The organism is Stutzerimonas stutzeri, assembly GCF_024448715.1.
In the GTDB taxonomy this organism is placed as follows: domain Bacteria; phylum Pseudomonadota; class Gammaproteobacteria; order Pseudomonadales; family Pseudomonadaceae; genus Stutzerimonas; species Stutzerimonas stutzeri_AR.
The window spans coordinates 435601-453101 of the sequence record NZ_JAMOHZ010000002.1 but is presented as its reverse complement, the minus strand read 5'-3'; the positions used below and the strand labels follow the sequence as shown (position 1 = coordinate 453101).

General features: G+C 61.3%; 14 protein-coding genes. 7 read left to right on the top strand and 7 right to left on the bottom strand.

From position 1 onward, the window contains the following. Positions 1 to 3 precede the first annotated feature (3 nt). From NAV33_RS05550 to NAV33_RS05540, 3 genes are all read right to left on the bottom strand, one after another. The gene (locus tag NAV33_RS05550) at positions 4 to 705 is read right to left on the bottom strand and encodes a 3'-5' exonuclease (protein WP_255977730.1); all 702 of its coding nucleotides are present in this window, start codon (positions 703 to 705) and stop codon (positions 4 to 6) included. Then, a complete protein-coding gene (locus NAV33_RS05545) occupies positions 702 to 2636 on the bottom strand; it encodes a putative nucleotidyltransferase substrate binding domain-containing protein (protein WP_255977728.1) in 1935 nt (644 codons plus the stop codon). Before NAV33_RS05545 ends, NAV33_RS05550 begins: the two co-directional genes overlap by 4 nt. Before the next feature lie 187 nt (positions 2637 to 2823). Continuing rightward, a complete protein-coding gene (locus NAV33_RS05540; RefSeq protein ID WP_255977726.1) occupies positions 2824 to 5001 on the bottom strand; it encodes a malate synthase G in 2178 nt (725 codons plus the stop codon). A gap of 272 nt (positions 5002 to 5273) precedes the next feature. Here NAV33_RS05540 and NAV33_RS05535 point away from each other — a divergent pair, with 272 nt between their 5' ends. Further along, the gene (locus NAV33_RS05535) at positions 5274 to 5792 is read left to right on the top strand and encodes a glycine cleavage system protein R (protein ID WP_255977724.1); all 519 of its coding nucleotides are present in this window, start codon (positions 5274 to 5276) and stop codon (positions 5790 to 5792) included. 17 nt (positions 5793 to 5809) lie between these two features. Here NAV33_RS05535 and rarD read toward each other — a convergent pair whose 3' ends face one another. Then, positions 5810 to 6703, bottom strand: coding sequence for an EamA family transporter RarD (gene rarD / locus NAV33_RS05530; protein WP_255977722.1), 894 nt, complete (start codon positions 6701 to 6703; stop codon positions 5810 to 5812). 295 nt (positions 6704 to 6998) lie between these two features. Here rarD and NAV33_RS05525 point away from each other — a divergent pair, with 295 nt between their 5' ends. Together NAV33_RS05525 and treF are read left to right on the top strand one after the other, a co-directional pair. After that, positions 6999 to 7766, top strand: coding sequence for an SDR family NAD(P)-dependent oxidoreductase (locus NAV33_RS05525; protein ID WP_255977720.1), 768 nt, complete (start codon positions 6999 to 7001; stop codon positions 7764 to 7766). Next, positions 7763 to 9361, top strand: a complete 1599-nt coding sequence (treF, locus tag NAV33_RS05520) for an alpha,alpha-trehalase TreF (RefSeq protein ID WP_255977718.1) — start codon at positions 7763 to 7765, stop codon at positions 9359 to 9361. The genes NAV33_RS05525 and treF overlap by 4 nt, the downstream gene beginning before the upstream one ends. A 222-nt stretch (positions 9362 to 9583) precedes the next feature. Here the strand turns inward: treF and NAV33_RS05515 are convergent, their stop codons facing one another. From NAV33_RS05515 to NAV33_RS05505, 3 genes are read right to left on the bottom strand one after another with little or no spacing between them, the layout of a single operon-like run. Next, positions 9584 to 10087 carry an LEA type 2 family protein gene (locus tag NAV33_RS05515; protein WP_255977716.1) on the bottom strand — a complete coding sequence of 168 codons (504 nt, stop codon included), beginning with the start codon at positions 10085 to 10087 and terminating at the stop codon, positions 9584 to 9586. Positions 10088 to 10094: 7 nt separating this feature from the next. Further along, the gene (locus NAV33_RS05510) at positions 10095 to 10862 is read right to left on the bottom strand and encodes a slipin family protein (protein ID WP_272887226.1); all 768 of its coding nucleotides are present in this window, start codon (positions 10860 to 10862) and stop codon (positions 10095 to 10097) included. 3 nt (positions 10863 to 10865) lie between these two features. Continuing rightward, on the bottom strand, positions 10866 to 12248 hold the full coding sequence (locus NAV33_RS05505) for an NfeD family protein (protein ID WP_255977714.1): 1383 nt from the start codon (positions 12246 to 12248) through the stop codon (positions 10866 to 10868). A gap of 217 nt (positions 12249 to 12465) precedes the next feature. Here NAV33_RS05505 and NAV33_RS05500 point away from each other — a divergent pair, with 217 nt between their 5' ends. The 4 genes from NAV33_RS05500 (at position 12466) to NAV33_RS05485 (ending at position 17500) form a co-directional block, all read left to right on the top strand. Continuing rightward, on the top strand, positions 12466 to 13299 hold the full coding sequence (locus tag NAV33_RS05500; protein WP_255977712.1) for an MBL fold metallo-hydrolase: 834 nt from the start codon (positions 12466 to 12468) through the stop codon (positions 13297 to 13299). Next, positions 13299 to 13511, top strand: a complete 213-nt coding sequence (locus NAV33_RS05495) for a hypothetical protein (protein WP_255977710.1) — start codon at positions 13299 to 13301, stop codon at positions 13509 to 13511. The genes NAV33_RS05500 and NAV33_RS05495 overlap by 1 nt, the downstream gene beginning before the upstream one ends. Before the next feature lie 120 nt (positions 13512 to 13631). Further along, a complete protein-coding gene (locus tag NAV33_RS05490) occupies positions 13632 to 13790 on the top strand; it encodes a YqaE/Pmp3 family membrane protein (RefSeq protein WP_131649596.1) in 159 nt (52 codons plus the stop codon). A 200-nt stretch (positions 13791 to 13990) separates the two neighbouring features. Beyond that, the gene (locus NAV33_RS05485; RefSeq protein ID WP_255977706.1) at positions 13991 to 17500 is read left to right on the top strand and encodes a response regulator; all 3510 of its coding nucleotides are present in this window, start codon (positions 13991 to 13993) and stop codon (positions 17498 to 17500) included. Position 17501: the final 1 nt, after the last annotated feature.

The following is a 17501-nucleotide window of genomic DNA, read 5'->3' as shown; positions in this document are numbered from 1 at the left end:
ACATCAGATGCGCGCCCGCTGTCGCTGGCGCCAATTGGTCAGGCGCTGGTTCAACGCCATAAGGCTATCGAGGCCCTGCCGACGCGCCTTGCTGAAAAGAATCAGCGCGATTTCGGCAGTCACCAGCGCATCGGCGCTGGCGTGATGGCGCTGCAGGACTTGTAAGCCGAAGTGTGCACACCACTCATCCAGACCATTATGCCGCGGTCGATTGTCAGGGCAGAGCATCGGTGCCAGTTCGGCCACGTCTATAAAGGGGTGACGGAGCTTGTAGCCGAGGGTCTGCTTTACGGCGCGGGTCAGCATGCGCTGATCGAAACCGGCGTGAAAAGCCAGGATCGGACTGTCGCCGATGAATTCCAGAAGGTCCAGCAGGGCCTCGGCTGGCTCCTCGCCGGCCTCCAGTTCGCTCGGAGCGATACCGTGGATCAGTACGCTCTCGCTGACTTTTTGCGCAGGTCGCAGCAGGGTCGACTCGAACTGATCGCCCAACGCGATGCCGCCATTCTCGATCACCACCGCGCCGATGGAGAGCACGATATCCCGACGCATATCCAGGCCGCTGGTTTCCAGATCGAGCACCACCAGGCGCTGCTCCTGAAGTGGGCAGGCTTCCGTTGTCTTGGGTGTTGGTAGTCGATCGCGACGTTGCAACTGATCCAGGTTGAGGAGGGGACCGCGTGTTTTGAACCAAGGCATATTCATAACTGATAGTGCAGGGCCAGGCTGCTCTGCAGGCGCTGGGCCTGACGGAAAGACTCCCGCAAGATGCGCCGATCCAGATGGTTGAGGGTGTCCGGATCGAGACGATTGGAATAGGGCTGACCTCGGCGGGCCTGTTCTTGATGCTGCTGCATGCGCGTCTGCTGGATGAAATGGTAGGCCTCCTCGTAGGCCGCGCCATCCTTATCATCGATTACGTTTCTCTCGACAAGCTGCCGCAACCGGTCCAGCGTGTTGCAAGCGGCGATGCCGTGGCCTAAAGCGAGCAGCCGCGCCCCGTCGACGAAGGGCGTCAGCCCCTGCACCTTGAGGTCCAGAGTCGCTTTGCCGTCTCCCTTGCGAGTCACGACGAAGTCGCGGAAGCGGCCCACAGGCGGTCGCTGGCGCAGGGCATTTTCGGCCAGCATACGTTGGAATAAACGATTCTCGCCGATCTCATCGAGCAGTTCGTTGCGTAGCTGCTGGTAGCCTTCGCAAGGCCCCCAGATGGCGCGTAAATCGAAATAGATGGTGCTGCTGAGCAGATTCTCCGGTGTCGACTCGCGGACGAACGAACTGAAGCGCCGCCGCCATTCCTGCCGTGACAGGCACAGCTGCGGATTGCTGGCCATGATGTTGCCCTTGCACAGGGTAAAGCCGCAGGTATCGAGGTCGCGGTTGATGCGCTCGGCGAGCGGCAGCAGGCGTCCGCGGATATGCGCGGCGTCGGCGGCGTCGGCGGCCTCGAACAGGATGCCGTTGTCCTGATCGGTGTGCAGCGTCTGCTCGCGCCTGCCCTCGCTACCGAAGCACAGCCAGGTGAAGGGAATGCCGGGATCGCCGAGCGCTTCGATGGCCAGCTCGATCACACGGCAGACCGAATGATCGTTGAGCAGGGTGATGATGTGGGTAATCTGCGTCGAGGACGCGCCATGCGCCAGCATGTTGTCCACCAGTTGCAGGATGCGGCTGCGAATGATCACCAGCGTCTCGACGCTGTCGGCATGGGAAATCGCCTGCGCCAGATGAACCAGATCGACGCGTTGCAGGGAGAACAGATCGCGTTCGGAGATCACCCCGCGCAGCAGGCCGTCCTCGACCACACAGATATGCGCGATATGCCGCTCGGTCATGGCGATCGCCGCGTCGAACGCGGTGGCGTCCGGTGGCAGATGGAACGGGTCGTGAGTCATGAACTGTGCGATTGGCCCGGTCAGTTCGGCGGTGCCGGTGCAAATAACACGGCGTAGGTCGCGTAGCGTAAAGATGCCTTGGGGGCGCAATGCGGCATCGGTAATCACGATGCTGCCTACATTGTTCTCATGCATTAGGCGCACCGCCTCGGTCAAAGGCATCGACGGCAGGCAGGACACCGGATGATGCAGCGCCAGCTCGCCGATCCGGGTCTCCAGCGAATACTGCGCGCCGAGGCTTTCCACGGCGCGCATCTGCGCCTGCTGGTTAACCAGATCGAGCAGGCTGCTCACGCCGCGCATGGCGAAGTCGCGGAACGCGGCGGATTTAGACACCAGTTTGACGAAGGCCGGCTTGTTCAGCAGAAAGCAGAAGGTATCTTCCGCTGCGAAATGCCCGGTACGGGTGGCGCGCTCGCCCATCAATGCGGCCATCGGGAAGCATTCGCCGACAATCACCTCGAAAGTCGTCTCGGTGCCGCGCTTGCTGGTGTGCGGCCGCTGGCCGTGAACGCGGCCCTGCTTGACGATATAGAAGTGATCGACGACGCCGTCATCGGGCGAAATGATGCAATCGCCTTCGCTGTAGAAACGCAGTTGGCAATTTTCTACCAGATAGGCCAGATGTCCCGGTTCCATCTGGTTGAAAGGCGGGTATTTGCGCAGAAACTCCATGGTCCCGTGGATGTTCTGCAGCACGGCGGTCTTGCCAGCTTCGGCGAACGCATCGGCTTTGGTCATGGGTCGCTTCCAATTTTCGCCCAATGGTGGGCTGTGGGTCCTGTGGGGCACATTGGACGTAAGTCTAGTCGCGAGCCGGAGTGGTCGGGTGATGAAGGTCGGGCTGGGCGAAAAGGATGTCGCATGGCGTTGCGCGCAAAAAAAAACCGCCCAGGAGGGCGGTTCTTTTTCTGCAGTGCCTCGCGTGTTACAGGCCGTTTTTGGCCTTGAACTCGCGGCGGCGACGGTGCAGGACCGGCTCGGTGTAGCCGTTCGGCTGTTTAGTGCCTTCGAGGACCAGCTCCAGCGCGGCCTGAAAGGCGACATTGCTGTCGAAGTCCGGTGCGAGCGGGCGGTAGGTCGGGTCACCAGCGTTCTGACGGTCCACTACGGGTGCCATGCGCTTGAGGCTCTCGACCACCTGTTCCTGGGTCACCACGCCGTGACGCAGCCAGTTGGCCATGTGTTGGCTAGAGATGCGCAGGGTGGCGCGGTCTTCCATCAGCGCGATGTCGTTGATGTCCGGCACTTTCGAGCAGCCGACGCCGGCGTCGATCCAGCGCACCACATAGCCGAGGATGCCCTGGGCGTTGTTGTCCAGCTCGTTGCGCTTGTCGTCCTCACTCCAGTTGGTGTTCGGTGCCAGCGGAATGGTGAGGATGTCGTCTACCGACGCCTTCTCACGCTTGGCCAGTTCGGCCTGACGGGCGAACACGTCGACTTTGTGGTAGTGCATGGCGTGCAACGTGGCAGCGGTCGGCGACGGAACCCAGGCAGTGTTGGCGCCAGCCATGGGGTGGCTGATCTTCTGCTCGAGCATCGCAGCCATCAGGTCGGGCATGGCCCACATACCCTTGCCGATCTGCGCCTTGCCCTGCAGACCGCAGGCCAGGCCAACGTCGACGTTGTTGTTCTCGTAAGAGCCGATCCACTTCTCAGCCTTCATCGCCGCTTTGCGAACGACCGGGCCGGCTTCCATGGAGGTGTGGATTTCGTCGCCGGTGCGGTCGAGGAAGCCGGTGTTGATGAACACCACGCGCTCGCGTGCTTCCTTGATGCAGGCCTTGAGGTTGACGGTAGTGCGACGCTCTTCGTCCATGATGCCGACCTTGAGCGTGTTGCGTGGCAGACCGAGGACATCCTCGACGCGGCCGAACAGTTCGGTAGCGAAGGCGACTTCTTCCGGGCCATGCATCTTCGGCTTGACGATATACATCGAGCCGGTGCGGCTGTTGGCGCGGGTGGTGTTGCCGTTTAGGTTGTGCATCGCCGCCAGGCTGGTGAACAGGCCGTCCATGATGCCTTCCGGCACTTCGTTGCCGTCCTTGTCGAGGATGGCGTCGTTGGTCATCAGATGGCCAACGTTGCGGATGAACAGCAGTGAACGCCCGTGGAGAGTCAGTTCGCCGCCATCCACTTTGATGTAAACGCGGTCCGGGTTCATGGCGCGGGTGATGCGCTTGCCACCCTTTTCCAACTCTTCGACCAGATCGCCCTTCATCAGGCCGAGCCAGTTGCGATAGACGACGGTCTTGTCATCGGCATCGACCGCGGCGATGGAGTCTTCGCAATCCATGATGGTGGTCAGCGCTGATTCCATCAGCACGTCTTTCACGCCAGCGGCATCGGTCTGGCCGATGGGGCTGGATGGGTCGATCTGGATTTCGAAGTGGATACCGTTGTGCTTGAGCAGCACGGCGATCGGCGCGCTGGCTTCGCCCTGGAAGCCGAGCAACTGAGCCGGGTCCTTCAGGCCGGCGCTGCTGCCGTTGTTCAGCGAGACGACCAGCTTGCCGCCGTCGATGCGATAGCCGGTGGAATCGGCATGGGAGCCGTTTTCCAGCGGTGCGGCTTCATCGAGGAAGGCGCGGGCGTATGCGATGACTTTGGCGCCGCGGACTTCGTTGTAGCCCGGCCCCTTTTGTGCGCCGTTTTCTTCACTGATTGCATCGGTGCCGTAGAGCGCGTCGTACAGCGAACCCCAACGCGCATTGGCGGCGTTCAGAGCAAAACGCGCGTTCATGATCGGCACCACCAGCTGCGGACCGGCCATGCGGGCGATTTCTTCGTCGACGTTCTGTGTAGTGGCCTGGAAATTTTCGGCTTCCGGCAGCAGGTAACCGATCTCCTGCAGGAAGGTTTTGTACGCCACAGCATCGTGGGCCTGACCGGCGCGGGCCTGGTGCCAGGCATCGATCTGCGCCTGCAAGTCGTCGCGTTTGGCCAACAGCGCGCGGTTCTTCGGCGCCAGGTCGTGGATGACGCTGGAAGCGCCGGCCCAGAAGGCATCGGCCTCAACACCGGTACCAGGAATCGCTTCGTTGTTCACGAAGTCGTACAGGACTTTGGCGACCTGCAGGCCACCGACTTCAACGCGCTCAGTCATTACTCGCCTCACTTGGTTCTTTCAATCCGACGCGGACAATTGGATTCTTGTAGTCCGGGTCGGCGGATACTACATGAAGCCGTTCGGAAAATCAGTCCGTCCCGCTTAGCCATCCTCCAGGTCAACAGCGCGCATATTTGGGGGCGCGTCAGGTCGGCGAAACCGGTACTTTGTTCTATACCTTTTGAGCCGGCTCCATTGGCGCACGACTCACGCTCAGGCGCGCGCGGCTCTCGCCGGTAGCGCACAAACCACAGAAAGAGGAGCCACAGATGGATCATCTCGTCCTAACCGTCATTGCCGAGGATCAGCCGGGGCTGGTCGAGCGCGTGGCCAAGTGCATCGCCGAACATGGCGGCAACTGGTTGGAAAGCCGCATGTCACGCATGGCCGGTCAGTTCGCCGGGATTCTGCGGGTCGCGGTGCCGGCCGATGCTCATGCCGGGCTAATCGATGCATTGCAGCAGCTGGAGCGCGAGGGCATTCGCGTATTGTTCGCCCACAGCGGCGAGGAGCCCGAGCGCAGCTGGCGGATGATTCAGCTGCAATTGGTGGGCAACGATCGCCCCGGTATCGTTCGCGACATTACCCGGCTACTGGCGGGACATGGCATCAACCTGGAAAGCCTGGACACCGATGTGCTGCCCGCCCCGATGACCAATGAGTTGCTGTTTCATGCCGATGCGCGCCTGGCGGTGCCGACCGAGCTGTCGTTAGAGGAGCTGCAGCAGCATCTGGAAACCTTGGCCGACGATCTGATGGTGGAACTGAAACTGCAACCGGCCAACTGACCGGCCTGCAGCCTTGCTCAGCTCGCAGCCGTTTTGCGCATCAGCCGCCAGGCATCGTAGCTGTATACCGCCAGGCCTGCCCAAATGAAGATGAATGCCAGCTGGCGGTCAGCAGGGAAGGGCTCGTTGAACACCCACACCGCCAGCACCAGCAGCAGCGTAGGCGTGATGTATTGCAGGAATCCCAGAGTCGAATAGGGCAAGTGGCGTGCCGCCGCGTTGAAACACAGCAGCGGCAGCAGCGTCACCGGCCCGGCTGCCACCAGCCAAAGTGCCTGCGGATCGGTCCAGAACGACCACTCGGTGGTGGGTCCGCTACCAAAGAAGAACAGCCAGCCCAAGGCAATAGGCAATAACAGCCAGGTTTCCACTACCAGACCAGGCAGGGCCGCGACGGGCGCCTGTTTGCGCAACAGGCCATAGCTGCCGAAGCTCAACGCCAGCACGATCGACACCCAGGGGAAATCGCCAAGGGTGATCAGCTGCAGCAGCACGCCGACCGCCGCCATCGCGACCGCGAGCCACTGCAGCGGGCGCAGGCGTTCGCGCAGCACGATCAGACCGAGCAGCACGTTGACCAGCGGATTGATGTAGTAGCCCAGGCTCGCCTCGAGCATATGGCCGTGATTCACCGCCCAGACGTAGATCAGCCAGTTGGTCGCGATCAGCACGCTGGAAATCGCCAGCACGCCGATCCGCCGCGGATGCGCAAGCAGCTCCTGCCACCAGCCTGGATGGCGCCACAACATCAGCACCAGCGTTCCGAACAGGGCCGACCAGATCGCGCGTTGGGTGACGATCTCCAGCGCCGCATATTGCTCGATGGATTTGAAATACAGCGGGAACAGGCCCCAGATGGAGAAGGTCGTCAGACCCAGGAGATACCCTTTACGCAAATCGGCAGTGGCCATGAATGTCCCGAAAACGAAGCAACGGAGAGCCGGTCATTTTGCGCCTGTGCGAGGGCTCTTGTCTGCCGTTGCGGCAACGTCGGTAGCGCCGGAACCGGCCGAAATGAACGCGCCCGGCGCCTGTCCGTCATAACTGCATGGCGTTGAGTGCGGGGCAACTTATGCGGCTCCAGATATTCGCGGCTGAAGCCGCTCCCACGGCGAAGGCTGCCTGGGGTTATAGGGAGCGCCTTCAATCGTGAAGATTTGCCGTTTGGACAAAACATGCGAAACGGGAACTGGGATGAGGTAATCGATGAAATTGCAGAACAAGGTCGCGTTGGTTACGGGCAGCTCCCAGGGCATCGGCCGTGGCATCGCCGTGCGCCTGGCCGAGGAGGGGGCCGATCTGGTCATTAACGGGCGGCACGATGACGACGACGTCCGGGAAACCCTCGAGCAAGTTCGTGCGCTTGGTCGTCGTGCCTGTTTCATCGCAGCCGATGTTGGCGTAGTCGCCGAATGCCAGCGGTTGGTCGAGCAGGCGATCGAGCAGATGGGCCGTCTCGACATTCTGGTGAACAATGCCGGCGTGCAAAGGCACAGCGCCTTTCTCGACGCCAGCGAAGCGGATTACGACCAGGTGCTGAACGTAAACTTGAGAGGGCCATTCTTCACCGCCCAGGCTTTCGCGCGGTATCTGCGCGACAACGGGCGAGGCGGGCGCATTATCAACAACAGCTCGGTTCATGAAGAGCTGCCGTTTCCCAATTTCAGCAGCTACTGCGCCAGCAAGGGCGGGATGAAGATGCTCATGCGCAACCTGGCGATCGAACTGGCGCCGATGGGCATCACCGTCAACAACGTCGCGCCGGGCGCCATCGAGACGCCCATCAACCGCTCGTTGATGAACCAGCCGGAGAAGCTTGCCGGCCTGCTGGGCAATATTCCCGCCGGCCGCCTCGGCCAGCCGCGCGACGTGGCTGGCGCGGTGGCCTTTCTCGCCTCCGACGAAGCCGACTACATCACCGGTACTACACTGGTCATCGATGGCGGACTGCTATGGAATTACAGCGAGCAATGACCGATACCGATACAAGACCCTTCGATTACGACACGCGTGCTGTCTCCTCTGCCGACACCCTGACCCCGGCGGACCGTTACCAGGAACTCTTCGTCGCGGTACAGACGCAACGCGTATTCCCCGACAGCAAGACTTTCGTCGACTGCGCGCCGCGCCAGCATCCGGAACGAATCCTCGATAGCTATCGGGCGCATAGCGGCGAGTCCGGTTTCGATCTGAAAGCCTTCGTGCTGGAGCATTTCCAAGTCTACGAAATGGCGCCGACGGAGTTCGTCGCCAACCCCGACGATAGCCTGAGCGAACATATCGATCGGCTTTGGCCAGTGCTGACCCGCCATCCGCGGCAGCATCCAAAGTTTTCCTCGCTGTTGCCCTTGCCCCATGACTACGTCGTACCCGGTGGGCGTTTCACCGAGATGTATTACTGGGATTCGTACTTCACCATGCTCGGTCTGGACGAGAGCGGGCACTGCGAGCTGCTACGTTCGATGGCCGATAACTTCGCCTACCTGATCGATACCTACGGTCATGTGCCCAACGGCAACCGCTCCTACTACCTGAGCCGCTCGCAGCCGCCGGTGTTCGCGCTGATGATCGATCTGTTCGAGGACACCGGCGTGCATCGCGCCAGCGATTACCTGCCGCAACTACGCAAGGAATACGCCTTCTGGACCGAGGGCGGCGATAAGTTGCGCCCCGGTGAGGCGCATCGGCGTTGCGTCTGCCTGCCTGATGGCAGCGTGCTCAACCGGTACTGGGACGAACGTGACACGCCCCGTGAGGAGTCCTATCTCGAAGACGTCGAAACCGCGCGCTCATCGAGCCGGCCGGCGCACGAGGTCTATCGCGACCTACGTGCCGGCGCCGAATCGGGATGGGATTTCAGCTCGCGCTGGCTGGGCGACCCGCAGCGGCTGTCCAGCATTCGCACCACCAATATCATCCCGGTGGACCTGAACAGCTTTCTCTACAAGCTCGAACGCCAAATCGCCCGTCTGAGCGATGTGAAAGGCTGGCATGGGTGTGCCGAAGAGTTCCGCCAGCGTGCCGAAGCGCGTCTGGCGGCGATTGATCTGTATCTGTGGAGCGACCGGCAAGGCGCCTATTTCGACTACGACTGGACCCTGCAATCACCGCGCGACAACCTCACCGCAGCGACCCTGACGCCGCTGTTCGTGCACCTGGCCAGCGAAGATCAGGCGAGGCGGGTCGCCGACATTGTCCGTGAACGCCTGCTCGCCCCCGGCGGGCTTTCGACGACCGAAATCAGCGGCAGCGGCGAACAATGGGACCGACCCAACGGTTGGGCACCCCTGCAATGGATAGGCATTCGCGGGTTACAGGGCTACGGTCACGATGCGTTGGCGCTGCTGATCGAAGAGCGCTGGCTGAGCATCGTCTCGCACTTGTTCGAGCAAGAAAGCAAATTGGTGGAGAAGTACGTGTTGCGACCCTGCGTCGAGCACGCCACTGGCGGAGAGTATCCGCTGCAAGATGGCTTCGGCTGGACCAACGGCGTGACCCGCAAGCTCATGCAGGAAGACCCTGCCCATGAGGCGCACCGGTGTCGTGCTGGACGATGCATGCCGCAATGAGCAGGATGAGCGTTTTGTCGAGGCTCGGTCTTGTCCCTGACACCTTTCACCCACTGCCGAAGCACAAAAGCACCGCGATCACCCCCGTCTCTGTAGGAGCTTGCTCGCGAATCGGTCATGGCAAAAGCTTCGCCGCGAGGGCGCACCTCTCGAAAAAAAGGCGCGGTGTGAACTTTGTTTTGTGGGAGGGCCGACCTCGGCGCGATGCTTTTGACTTGGGTGTCAGGGCTCCCGTCGATAGGGATTAGCCAGCGCGCCGGACATATCCAGCGTGCCCTTCTCCACGAAGCGCTGAGTACCGAACAGGCCGCCGGCGAGTTTGCCGCGCAGGACATAGGGCACCTCGTCCATGCCGATGTTTTCGGCCAGACCCAGCGCCTGTCGCGCGGCAGAAAACGCCGAAATGGTCATTGGAACGGTGAGCACGGTTTCGCCGAAGCGCGGCACGCTGCCGCGCTCGTCGCTGACGCCACTGGCCAGACGCCGGCCATTGATTTCCAGATCAAGCGCCACGCCGTTGTATTCGAGGGCCATGTCGTTGGGGTTCTGTACGCGTAGCTTGACCGCCATGCGCAGCTCCAAGCCTTCGCCGGACAGCGGCTGAATACCGGCGACTTGCACATTGAGCGGGTCGCGCTGGTTGAAAATCGCACAGCTGGCCAGGCTCAACGCCAGCAGAATGACCGACAGCAGACGTGCAACAGATACAGCTGGGCGCATGCGCATAAAGGCTCTACTCGGATTTCTTGGTGAGATTGCCCAAGCCCTGTAACAGCTCCATGGGCAGCGGGAAGACGATGGTCGAGTTCTTGTCGCCAGCGATGTTGCTCAGCGTCTGCATGTAACGCAGCTGCATCGCTCCGGACTGACGACCGAGCATCTCGGCCGCCTGCATCAGTTTCTCCGACGCTTGCAACTCGCCCTCAGCATGAATGACCTTAGCCCGCCGCTCGCGTTCCGCTTCGGCCTGACGGGCGATGGCACGAATCATCGATTCGTCGAGATCCACATGCTTGATCTCGACGTTAGCCACTTTGATGCCCCAGGCGTCGGTCTGCGCATCCAGCACCTGCTGGATATCGTTATTCAGCTGCTCGCGCTCGGCCAGCATGTCGTCCAGATCATGTTTGCCGAGTACGGCGCGCAGTGTGGTCTGGGCCAGCTGACTGGTCGCCGAATGGTAATCCTCGACCTGAATGATCGCCTTCTCGGCATCCAGCACGCGGTAGTAGACCACTGCGTTGACCTTGACCGAGACGTTGTCCCGGGAAATCACGTCTTGCGTCGGCACGTCCAGCACCAAGGTGCGTAGGTCGACCCGGACCATCTGCTGGATGCCGGGAATGACCATGATCAGTCCCGGCCCCTTAACCTTCCAGAAACGTCCCAACTGAAATACCACGCCGCGTTCGTATTCGCGCAGGATGCGGAAGGTCGATGCGAGCAGCGCGATTAGCAGCACCAGCACCACGATAAAGCTCATTTCAAAACCAAAGTCCATGGTTCACCTCTTCTCGATTGGCGGCTCGTCAGCCGCAGTGACGTCCAGTTGCAGCCCGTGTCTCGCCATGACGCGGATGTGTTGACCCAGGTGCAAGGGCGCCGGGCTACGGACCTGCCAGTGTTCGCCCTGCAACTGCACCCAGCCGCAAGTCGGGTCGTTTGCCTGAATGCGGGTGACTGGCGCCAGGCTGCCGATCAGTTCGGCATCACCACTGACTACGCGTTGTCGGCGAGCCTTGAGCGCCATGCTGACTATGACGAACACCAGCAGGGCGCTGACCACTCCCAGCGTGCCGATCAAAGCCAGGGGGATGCCGTAGCCTGGCACTTCGGTGTCGATCAGGATCACCGAGCCGGTGACGAATGCAGCGACTCCACCCAGGCCGAGCACGCCGAAACTGGGCATGAACGCCTCGGCGATCATGAAACCCAGGCCCAACAAAATCAGCGCCACTCCGGCGTAATTGACCGGCAACAGCTGCAGCGAATACAACGCCAGCAGCAGGCAGATACCGCCGATCACACCGCCGCCGCCGGTGCCTGGGTTGGCGAATTCGAATATCAGCCCGTAGATGCCAATCATCATCAGAATCAGCGCCACGCTGGGGTTGGTGATTACTGCCAGCAAGCGCACCCGCCAATCCGGCTCGTGATGATCGAGCGTGGCGTTGGCAGTCTGCAACGTTTGCTCGCCGGTGCTGGTCTCGATGCTCTTGCCATTGAGCTGGCCGAGCAGATCATCGACATCGGTGGCAACGTAATCGACCACTTTAAGTGCCAGTGCCTCGCTGGCCGACAGACTGACCGCCTCGCGCACCGCCTGCTCCGCCCATTCGGCGTTGCGTCCGCGTAACTGCGCCAGGCCGCGGATGTAGGCGGCGGCGTCGTTAACCTGTTTGCGACTCATAGCGTCGCCGTCCTGCTCGCCGTCCGGCTTCTGCGCATTGGGCTGTTCTTCGGGCGGCCCGCCCGGAGCGCCGCCGATTTGCACCGGCGTCGCGGCGCCGAGATTGGTGCCCAGAGTCATCGCTGCGATGTGACTGGCGTAGAGCATGTAGGTCCCTGCGCTGGCGGCACGCGCCCCGCTGGGTGTGACATAGGTGGCAATCGGCACGGGGCTGGCCAGGATTTCCTTGATAATGGCGCGCATCGAGCTGTCCAGCCCGCCGGGTGTGTCGAGCTGCAACACCAGCAGCTGCGCATTGGTTTCGGTCGCTCGCCGTATGCCGCCGATGATGTAGTCGGCGCTGGCCGGCCCGATCGCTCCGTTGACCCGCAGCACGGTCACGGGAGCCGCAGCCAGAACCGATCCCGCGAAGCCCAGCCATGAGGCCAGCAAGAGCGTTAGCAGCCAGACCAGTCGATCAATGGGGCGGCGGCGCATTGGCGTGGTCCTCCCGGCTTTGCGAAATGGCGCGACGGTTAATCGCGGCAGTAGCAGAGAGGATAGTTCAGCTGACGCGAGGTACCTGTCGCGACGTCGTATCAGCCGCCGCTGATATGCGCGCCTGAACTCTGCTGCGCAATCGGGCCTCACACATCAGACGAGGCTGATATCCGCGCGGGGTTGTCTCGCCGGCCCGCTCCATGAGGAGTCGTTCATGCGTATTCATCATCTCAACTGCGGCTGCATGTGCCCGGTGGGCGGCAAGCTGTTCGATGGTTTCAGCGACGGACTGACAGCCAGTCTGGTCTGCCACTGCCTGTTGATCGAGACCGAGCAGCACGGGCTGGTGCTGGTCGATACCGGATTCGGTAGCTGCGATGTGCTGGAGCCACGCAAGCGCCTCAGCCAGTTCTTCATCGCCTTCAACAACATCAAATTCGAGCGTCGCTTCACGGCGCTGGAGCAGGTGCGTCAGCTTGGTTTCAAGCCTGAAGACGTCCGGCACATCCTGCTGACTCATCTGGATTTCGACCATGCCGGTGGCCTCGATGATTTCCCCGAGGCCCAGGTTCACGTGCTGCAGCGAGAAATGGACGCGGCGCGCTCGACTCATAGCTTCATTGGTCATCGACGCTACCGTCATCGGCAGTGGGACGATGTGCGCAACTGGCAGTTCTACGAGCCGGGTGGCGACACCTGGTTCGGCTTCCAGGCTGTCAAAGCGTTGCGCGGCTTGCCGCCAGAGCTTCTGCTGATCCCGCTGACCGGTCACACCCATGGCCATGCGGGCGTCGCGCTGCAGACCGGCAACGGCTGGTTGCTGCACGCCGGTGATGCTTATTTCTACCGCGACGAAGTGGGACAGACCGAGCGCCATTGCACGCCGGGGCTGCGCCTTTACCAGCGCTTGATGGAAGTCGATCGTCCGGCGCGCCTGTCCAACCAACATCGGCTCTGGACCTTGTCGCTGGAGCACAAAAGTGAGGTGACGTTGTTCTGCAGCCACGACGCCAAGGAACTCGAGCGCATGCGCGCGAGGCAGGGTTGATGTCGCCGCAAAATGACGAGCACATAGGCCGGCCGGTACGCGCCATGATGAAGTATGTTCGCTGGATCGGGCTGGTGGCGTGCTTGCTCGCGGGTCTGGGCTACATTCTGGTGGGCAACCTCAACATGGCCGGGTTTATGCTGGCGCTGGCCGTGCTGTCGTGGATCAATATCCGTCGCAAGCGCGGTGAACAAGGCCCGGTGGAGCGCTAGACACGCCGGAGTGCAGGCGAAGCGCTTGTTTCCGGCGGCAGCCAAGGAACCCGCAAGACGTGATCGGGTCGATTCACAGTAGGCTTCCAGCCAGAACCAGACCCGAGGGGAATACCAACGATGGACCTGATCCGAATAATCATCGCAATACTTCTGCCTCCGCTGGGGGTGTTCCTACAAGTCGGCTTCGGTGGCGCCTTTTGGCTGAATATTCTGCTGACGCTGCTGGGCTATATCCCAGGCATCATCCACGCAGTTTGGATCATCGCCAGACGCTGACAGTAGGCGGAACGAGATAGCGCGCCCGGCCGTTCGGCCGGGCTTTTTGTGCTCGCAAGCGAGCCGGTGGTAAAGTCCCCGGTCGACTTGCATGCGTGAATTCAATTCACGCGAAATATCTCAAATATGCCGGGATCGGAGCACGCAGTGCGCGCCGCGGTGGGTAACCGCCATCGAGCAGCACCCGGAAAGGAAACCAGATGGGCGACTCTTTCATCGAGCAGAACAATTTCAGGCGCATCCTCAACCGCAACGTGGCGGTTCCCCTCGGTTTCGGCTTTCTCAGCGCGTTTTTCTTCAGTGCCATCGTCTACTTTTTGCTGAACGTCAGCCATTGGGTCGAGCGCTCGGTCGTTGGGGTTTCCTATGCGCACGAAACGCTGAAGCTCATGGGGGATATGGAAGCCTCGTTGCGCGGCTACCTCATCGCCGGCGAGGACATTTTTCTCGAACCCTATCGGCGAGAACTGCCGATGCTGGAAGACCAGCTGGAGCTGCTCAAGGGCTACGCTGGCGATAACCCGGTTCAGCTGAGCCGTGTCGAGCGTGCCGAGAGATTGCATCGGCAATGGATCGATTACGCCGAAACGGCCATTGCCCGTCGAGTCCAGAACCTGCCGATCGATGAGTATGTGCGCAGCAAGAGCGGCATGGAGCTGAAGGACGAGCAACGCAAGTTGCTCGGCGAATTCATCGCTAGCGAGCGGCAGCTGCGCGCCGAGCGTACTGAAACGTCAGAAATGATAACTACCGCCCTGATCGGCGGCTTCCTGCTGTTCAGCCTGATCTTCAGTGGGCTGCTGGTGTATTTCGGTCGGCGCGACCTGCTCAACCTGTCCGACAGCTATGCCCAGTCGCTGGAGCGACAACAGGCCCATGCGGCGGCGCTGGAAAAACAGGCCTGGTATCGCACCGGGCAGACCCAGCTCAGCGAGTCGATCATCGGCGAGCAGGCGTTGCCGACGCTGGGTCAAAACGTGCTCAGCTTCCTCTCGCGCTACCTTGAGGTCGCCGTCGGTGCGCTTTATGTTGCCCAGGACGGCAAACTGCAGCGGGTTGCAGAATTCGGTTGGGACAAGGACAAACTGCACAGCGGCCAAACCTTGGAACTCGGTGAAGGGCTTGTCGGGCAGGTTGCTCTGGAGCGCAGGGCAATGATGCTCGACAGCCTGCCGCCCGGTTACCTGAAGATCAGCTCCGCCCTCGGCAGCACCGATGCAAAGTCCGTGTTGATCACACCGGTGGAGGACAGCGGCATACTCAATGCGGTGCTGGAGATTGGTTTCCTGCGGCCGTTGCGCGAAGAAGACAGTGAGTTGTTGCGCCGCATCAGCGAGGGCGTCGGTTCGGCCATCGAGGCCGCGCGCTACCGCCAGCGTCTGCAGCGAGTACTGGCCGAAACCCAGCAGCTCAACGAAGAGCTCCAGGTGCAGCAGGAAGAATTGCGCGCAGCCAACGAAGAGCTCGAAGAACAATCCAGTGCGTTGCGCGAATCGCAGGCGCACATGGAAGAGCAGCAGGCCGAACTAGAACAGACCAACGAGCAACTCGCCGAGCACACGCAGGAACTGGCTCGTCAGCGCGACGAAATGGATATAAAGAACAATCGTCTGCACGAAGTGCAGCTGATGCTCGAGGATCGCGCCGACGAACTGCAGCGTGCCAGCCGCTACAAGTCCGAATTCCTCGCCAATATGTCCCACGAGCTGCGCACGCCGCTGAACAGCTCGCTGATTCTCGCCAAGCTGCTGGCGGACAATCCCGACGGCAATCTCCACGACGATCAGGTGCAGTTCGCACGTTCCATCTATTCGGCCGGCAACGATCTGCTCAACCTGATCAATGACATTCTAGACATCTCCAAAGTCGAGGCGGGCAAGCTCGATGTTCATCCCGAGCTGCTGACTCTGGCGCGAATGGTGGAGGGGTTGAAAAGCCTGTTCCTGGCTCAGTCGCTGGAAAAGTCGCTGCAGTTCAACGTTGAGCTGGACGAAGGGCTGCCTTCGAGCCTCTATACCGATCGCCAGCGTCTTGAGCAGATACTCAAGAACCTCCTGTCGAACGCCTTCAAATTTACCGAGAAGGGCTCGGTGGTCCTGCGCGTGACGCGCCATGACGAGCAGCGGCTCGCTTTTGCCGTGCGCGACTCGGGTATCGGCATTCCCGAGGATCAGCAGGCGGTGATCTTTGAGGCGTTCCGCCAGGCCGACGGCACCACCAACCGGCGTTATGGCGGTACTGGCCTCGGGCTGTCGATCTCCCGCGAGCTGGCACAACTGTTGGGTGGGACCATTGAGGTGAGCAGCGAGCCGGGCGCCGGTAGCGTGTTCACGCTGATCGTGCCGGAAAATTACAGCGAACTGGAGGTAACTGAGCAGCCGGAGTCGCTTCCCGCCCCGATGACAGCCGAGCGGGCGACGCGGGGCGTACCGGAGCCCCAGATGCCGGCTGTGGCCGCTCCGCAACGGACCGAGGAGCAAGCCGTGCAGCCTCTGGCCGACGACCGCGATGAGTTTCCGTTCAGCGAACGCTCGGTGCTGGTGATCGAAGACGAGCCGCAGTTCGCCTGCATCCTTCGCGACCTTGCGCACGAGCTGAAGTACAGCTGCCTGATCGCACAGAATGCCGATCACGGATTCGATACCGCGGTGCAGTACCGTCCCGACGCCATTTTGCTGGATATGCGCCTGCCCGATCATTCCGGCCTGACCGTGCTCGAACGGCTCAAGGAGAACCCGATCACTCGACATATTCCGGTGCATATCGTATCGGTCGAAGATCGTAAGGAAACTGCCCTGCAAATGGGGGCCATCGGCTATGCCACCAAACCGACCACTCGCGACGAGCTCAAAGAGGTCTTCGGCAGACTGGAAGCGAAGTTGGCGCAGAAGGTCAAACGCATCCTGCTGGTCGAGGACGACGCTCGACAGCGCGAAAGCGTGTCGCGGCTGATCGAAGACATCGACGTCGAAATCACTGCGGTGGAATTCGGCGAGCAGGCCCTCGAACTGCTGCGCTCGACTCTCTTCGACTGCATGATCATCGACCTCAAGCTGCCGGACATGGACGGTCACGAGCTGCTTGAGCGCATGGCACGCGAGGACATTTGTTCCTTCCCACCGGTCATCGTCTATACCGGGCGCAATCTGACTCGCGATGAAGAAGCGGCGCTGATGAAATACTCGCGCTCGATCATCATCAAGGGGGCGCGGTCGCCGGAGCGGCTGCTCGACGAGGTCACGCTGTTCCTGCACAAGGTCGAATCGGCCATGGCGCCGGAGCGGCAGAAGATGTTGAAAAGCGTGCGCAGCCGCGAAAAGGCCTTCGAGGGCCGCAAGGTTCTCGTGGTCGACGACGATGTGCGTAATGTCTTCGCCTTGACCAGTGCGCTGGAACAGAAGGGCGCGCTGATCGAAATCGCCCGCAATGGCCACGAGGCTATCGCTCAGCTGCAAAACGTCGAGGATATCGATCTGGTGTTGATGGACATCATGATGCCGGAGATGGACGGTTTCACCGCGATGCAGGAAATTCGCAAGGATTCGCGCTTCGCCAAGCTGCCGATCATCGCAGTCACTGCGAAAGCCATGAAGGACGATCAGGACCGTTGCCTGCGCGCCGGCGCCAATGATTATTTGGCCAAGCCCATCGATCTGGACCGCCTGTTCTCGCTGATCCGTGTCTGGCTGCCGAAAGTGGAGCTGCTGTGAC

What these genes read in the sequence shown, in the direction of transcription:
- NAV33_RS05525 (WP_255977720.1), top strand. Translation starts at nt 6,999, where the DNA reads ATGAAATTGCAGAACAAGGTCGCGTTGGTTACGGGCAGCTCCCAGGGC.
- NAV33_RS05515 (WP_255977716.1), bottom strand. Translation starts at nt 10,087, where the DNA reads ATGCGCATGCGCCCAGCTGTATCTGTTGCACGTCTGCTGTCGGTCATT.
- NAV33_RS05540 (WP_255977726.1), bottom strand. Translation starts at nt 5,001, where the DNA reads ATGACTGAGCGCGTTGAAGTCGGTGGCCTGCAGGTCGCCAAAGTCCTG.
- NAV33_RS05495 (WP_255977710.1), top strand. Translation starts at nt 13,299, where the DNA reads ATGTCGCCGCAAAATGACGAGCACATAGGCCGGCCGGTACGCGCCATG.
- NAV33_RS05500 (WP_255977712.1), top strand. Translation starts at nt 12,466, where the DNA reads ATGCGTATTCATCATCTCAACTGCGGCTGCATGTGCCCGGTGGGCGGC.
- NAV33_RS05535 (WP_255977724.1), top strand. Translation starts at nt 5,274, where the DNA reads ATGGATCATCTCGTCCTAACCGTCATTGCCGAGGATCAGCCGGGGCTG.
- NAV33_RS05485 (WP_255977706.1), top strand. Translation starts at nt 13,991, where the DNA reads ATGGGCGACTCTTTCATCGAGCAGAACAATTTCAGGCGCATCCTCAAC.
- rarD (WP_255977722.1), bottom strand. Translation starts at nt 6,703, where the DNA reads ATGGCCACTGCCGATTTGCGTAAAGGGTATCTCCTGGGTCTGACGACC.
- treF (WP_255977718.1), top strand. Translation starts at nt 7,763, where the DNA reads ATGACCGATACCGATACAAGACCCTTCGATTACGACACGCGTGCTGTC.
- NAV33_RS05490 (WP_131649596.1), top strand. Translation starts at nt 13,632, where the DNA reads ATGGACCTGATCCGAATAATCATCGCAATACTTCTGCCTCCGCTGGGG.
- NAV33_RS05505 (WP_255977714.1), bottom strand. Translation starts at nt 12,248, where the DNA reads ATGCGCCGCCGCCCCATTGATCGACTGGTCTGGCTGCTAACGCTCTTG.
- NAV33_RS05550 (WP_255977730.1), bottom strand. Translation starts at nt 705, where the DNA reads ATGAATATGCCTTGGTTCAAAACACGCGGTCCCCTCCTCAACCTGGAT.
- NAV33_RS05510 (WP_272887226.1), bottom strand. Translation starts at nt 10,862, where the DNA reads ATGGACTTTGGTTTTGAAATGAGCTTTATCGTGGTGCTGGTGCTGCTA.
- NAV33_RS05545 (WP_255977728.1), bottom strand. Translation starts at nt 2,636, where the DNA reads ATGACCAAAGCCGATGCGTTCGCCGAAGCTGGCAAGACCGCCGTGCTG.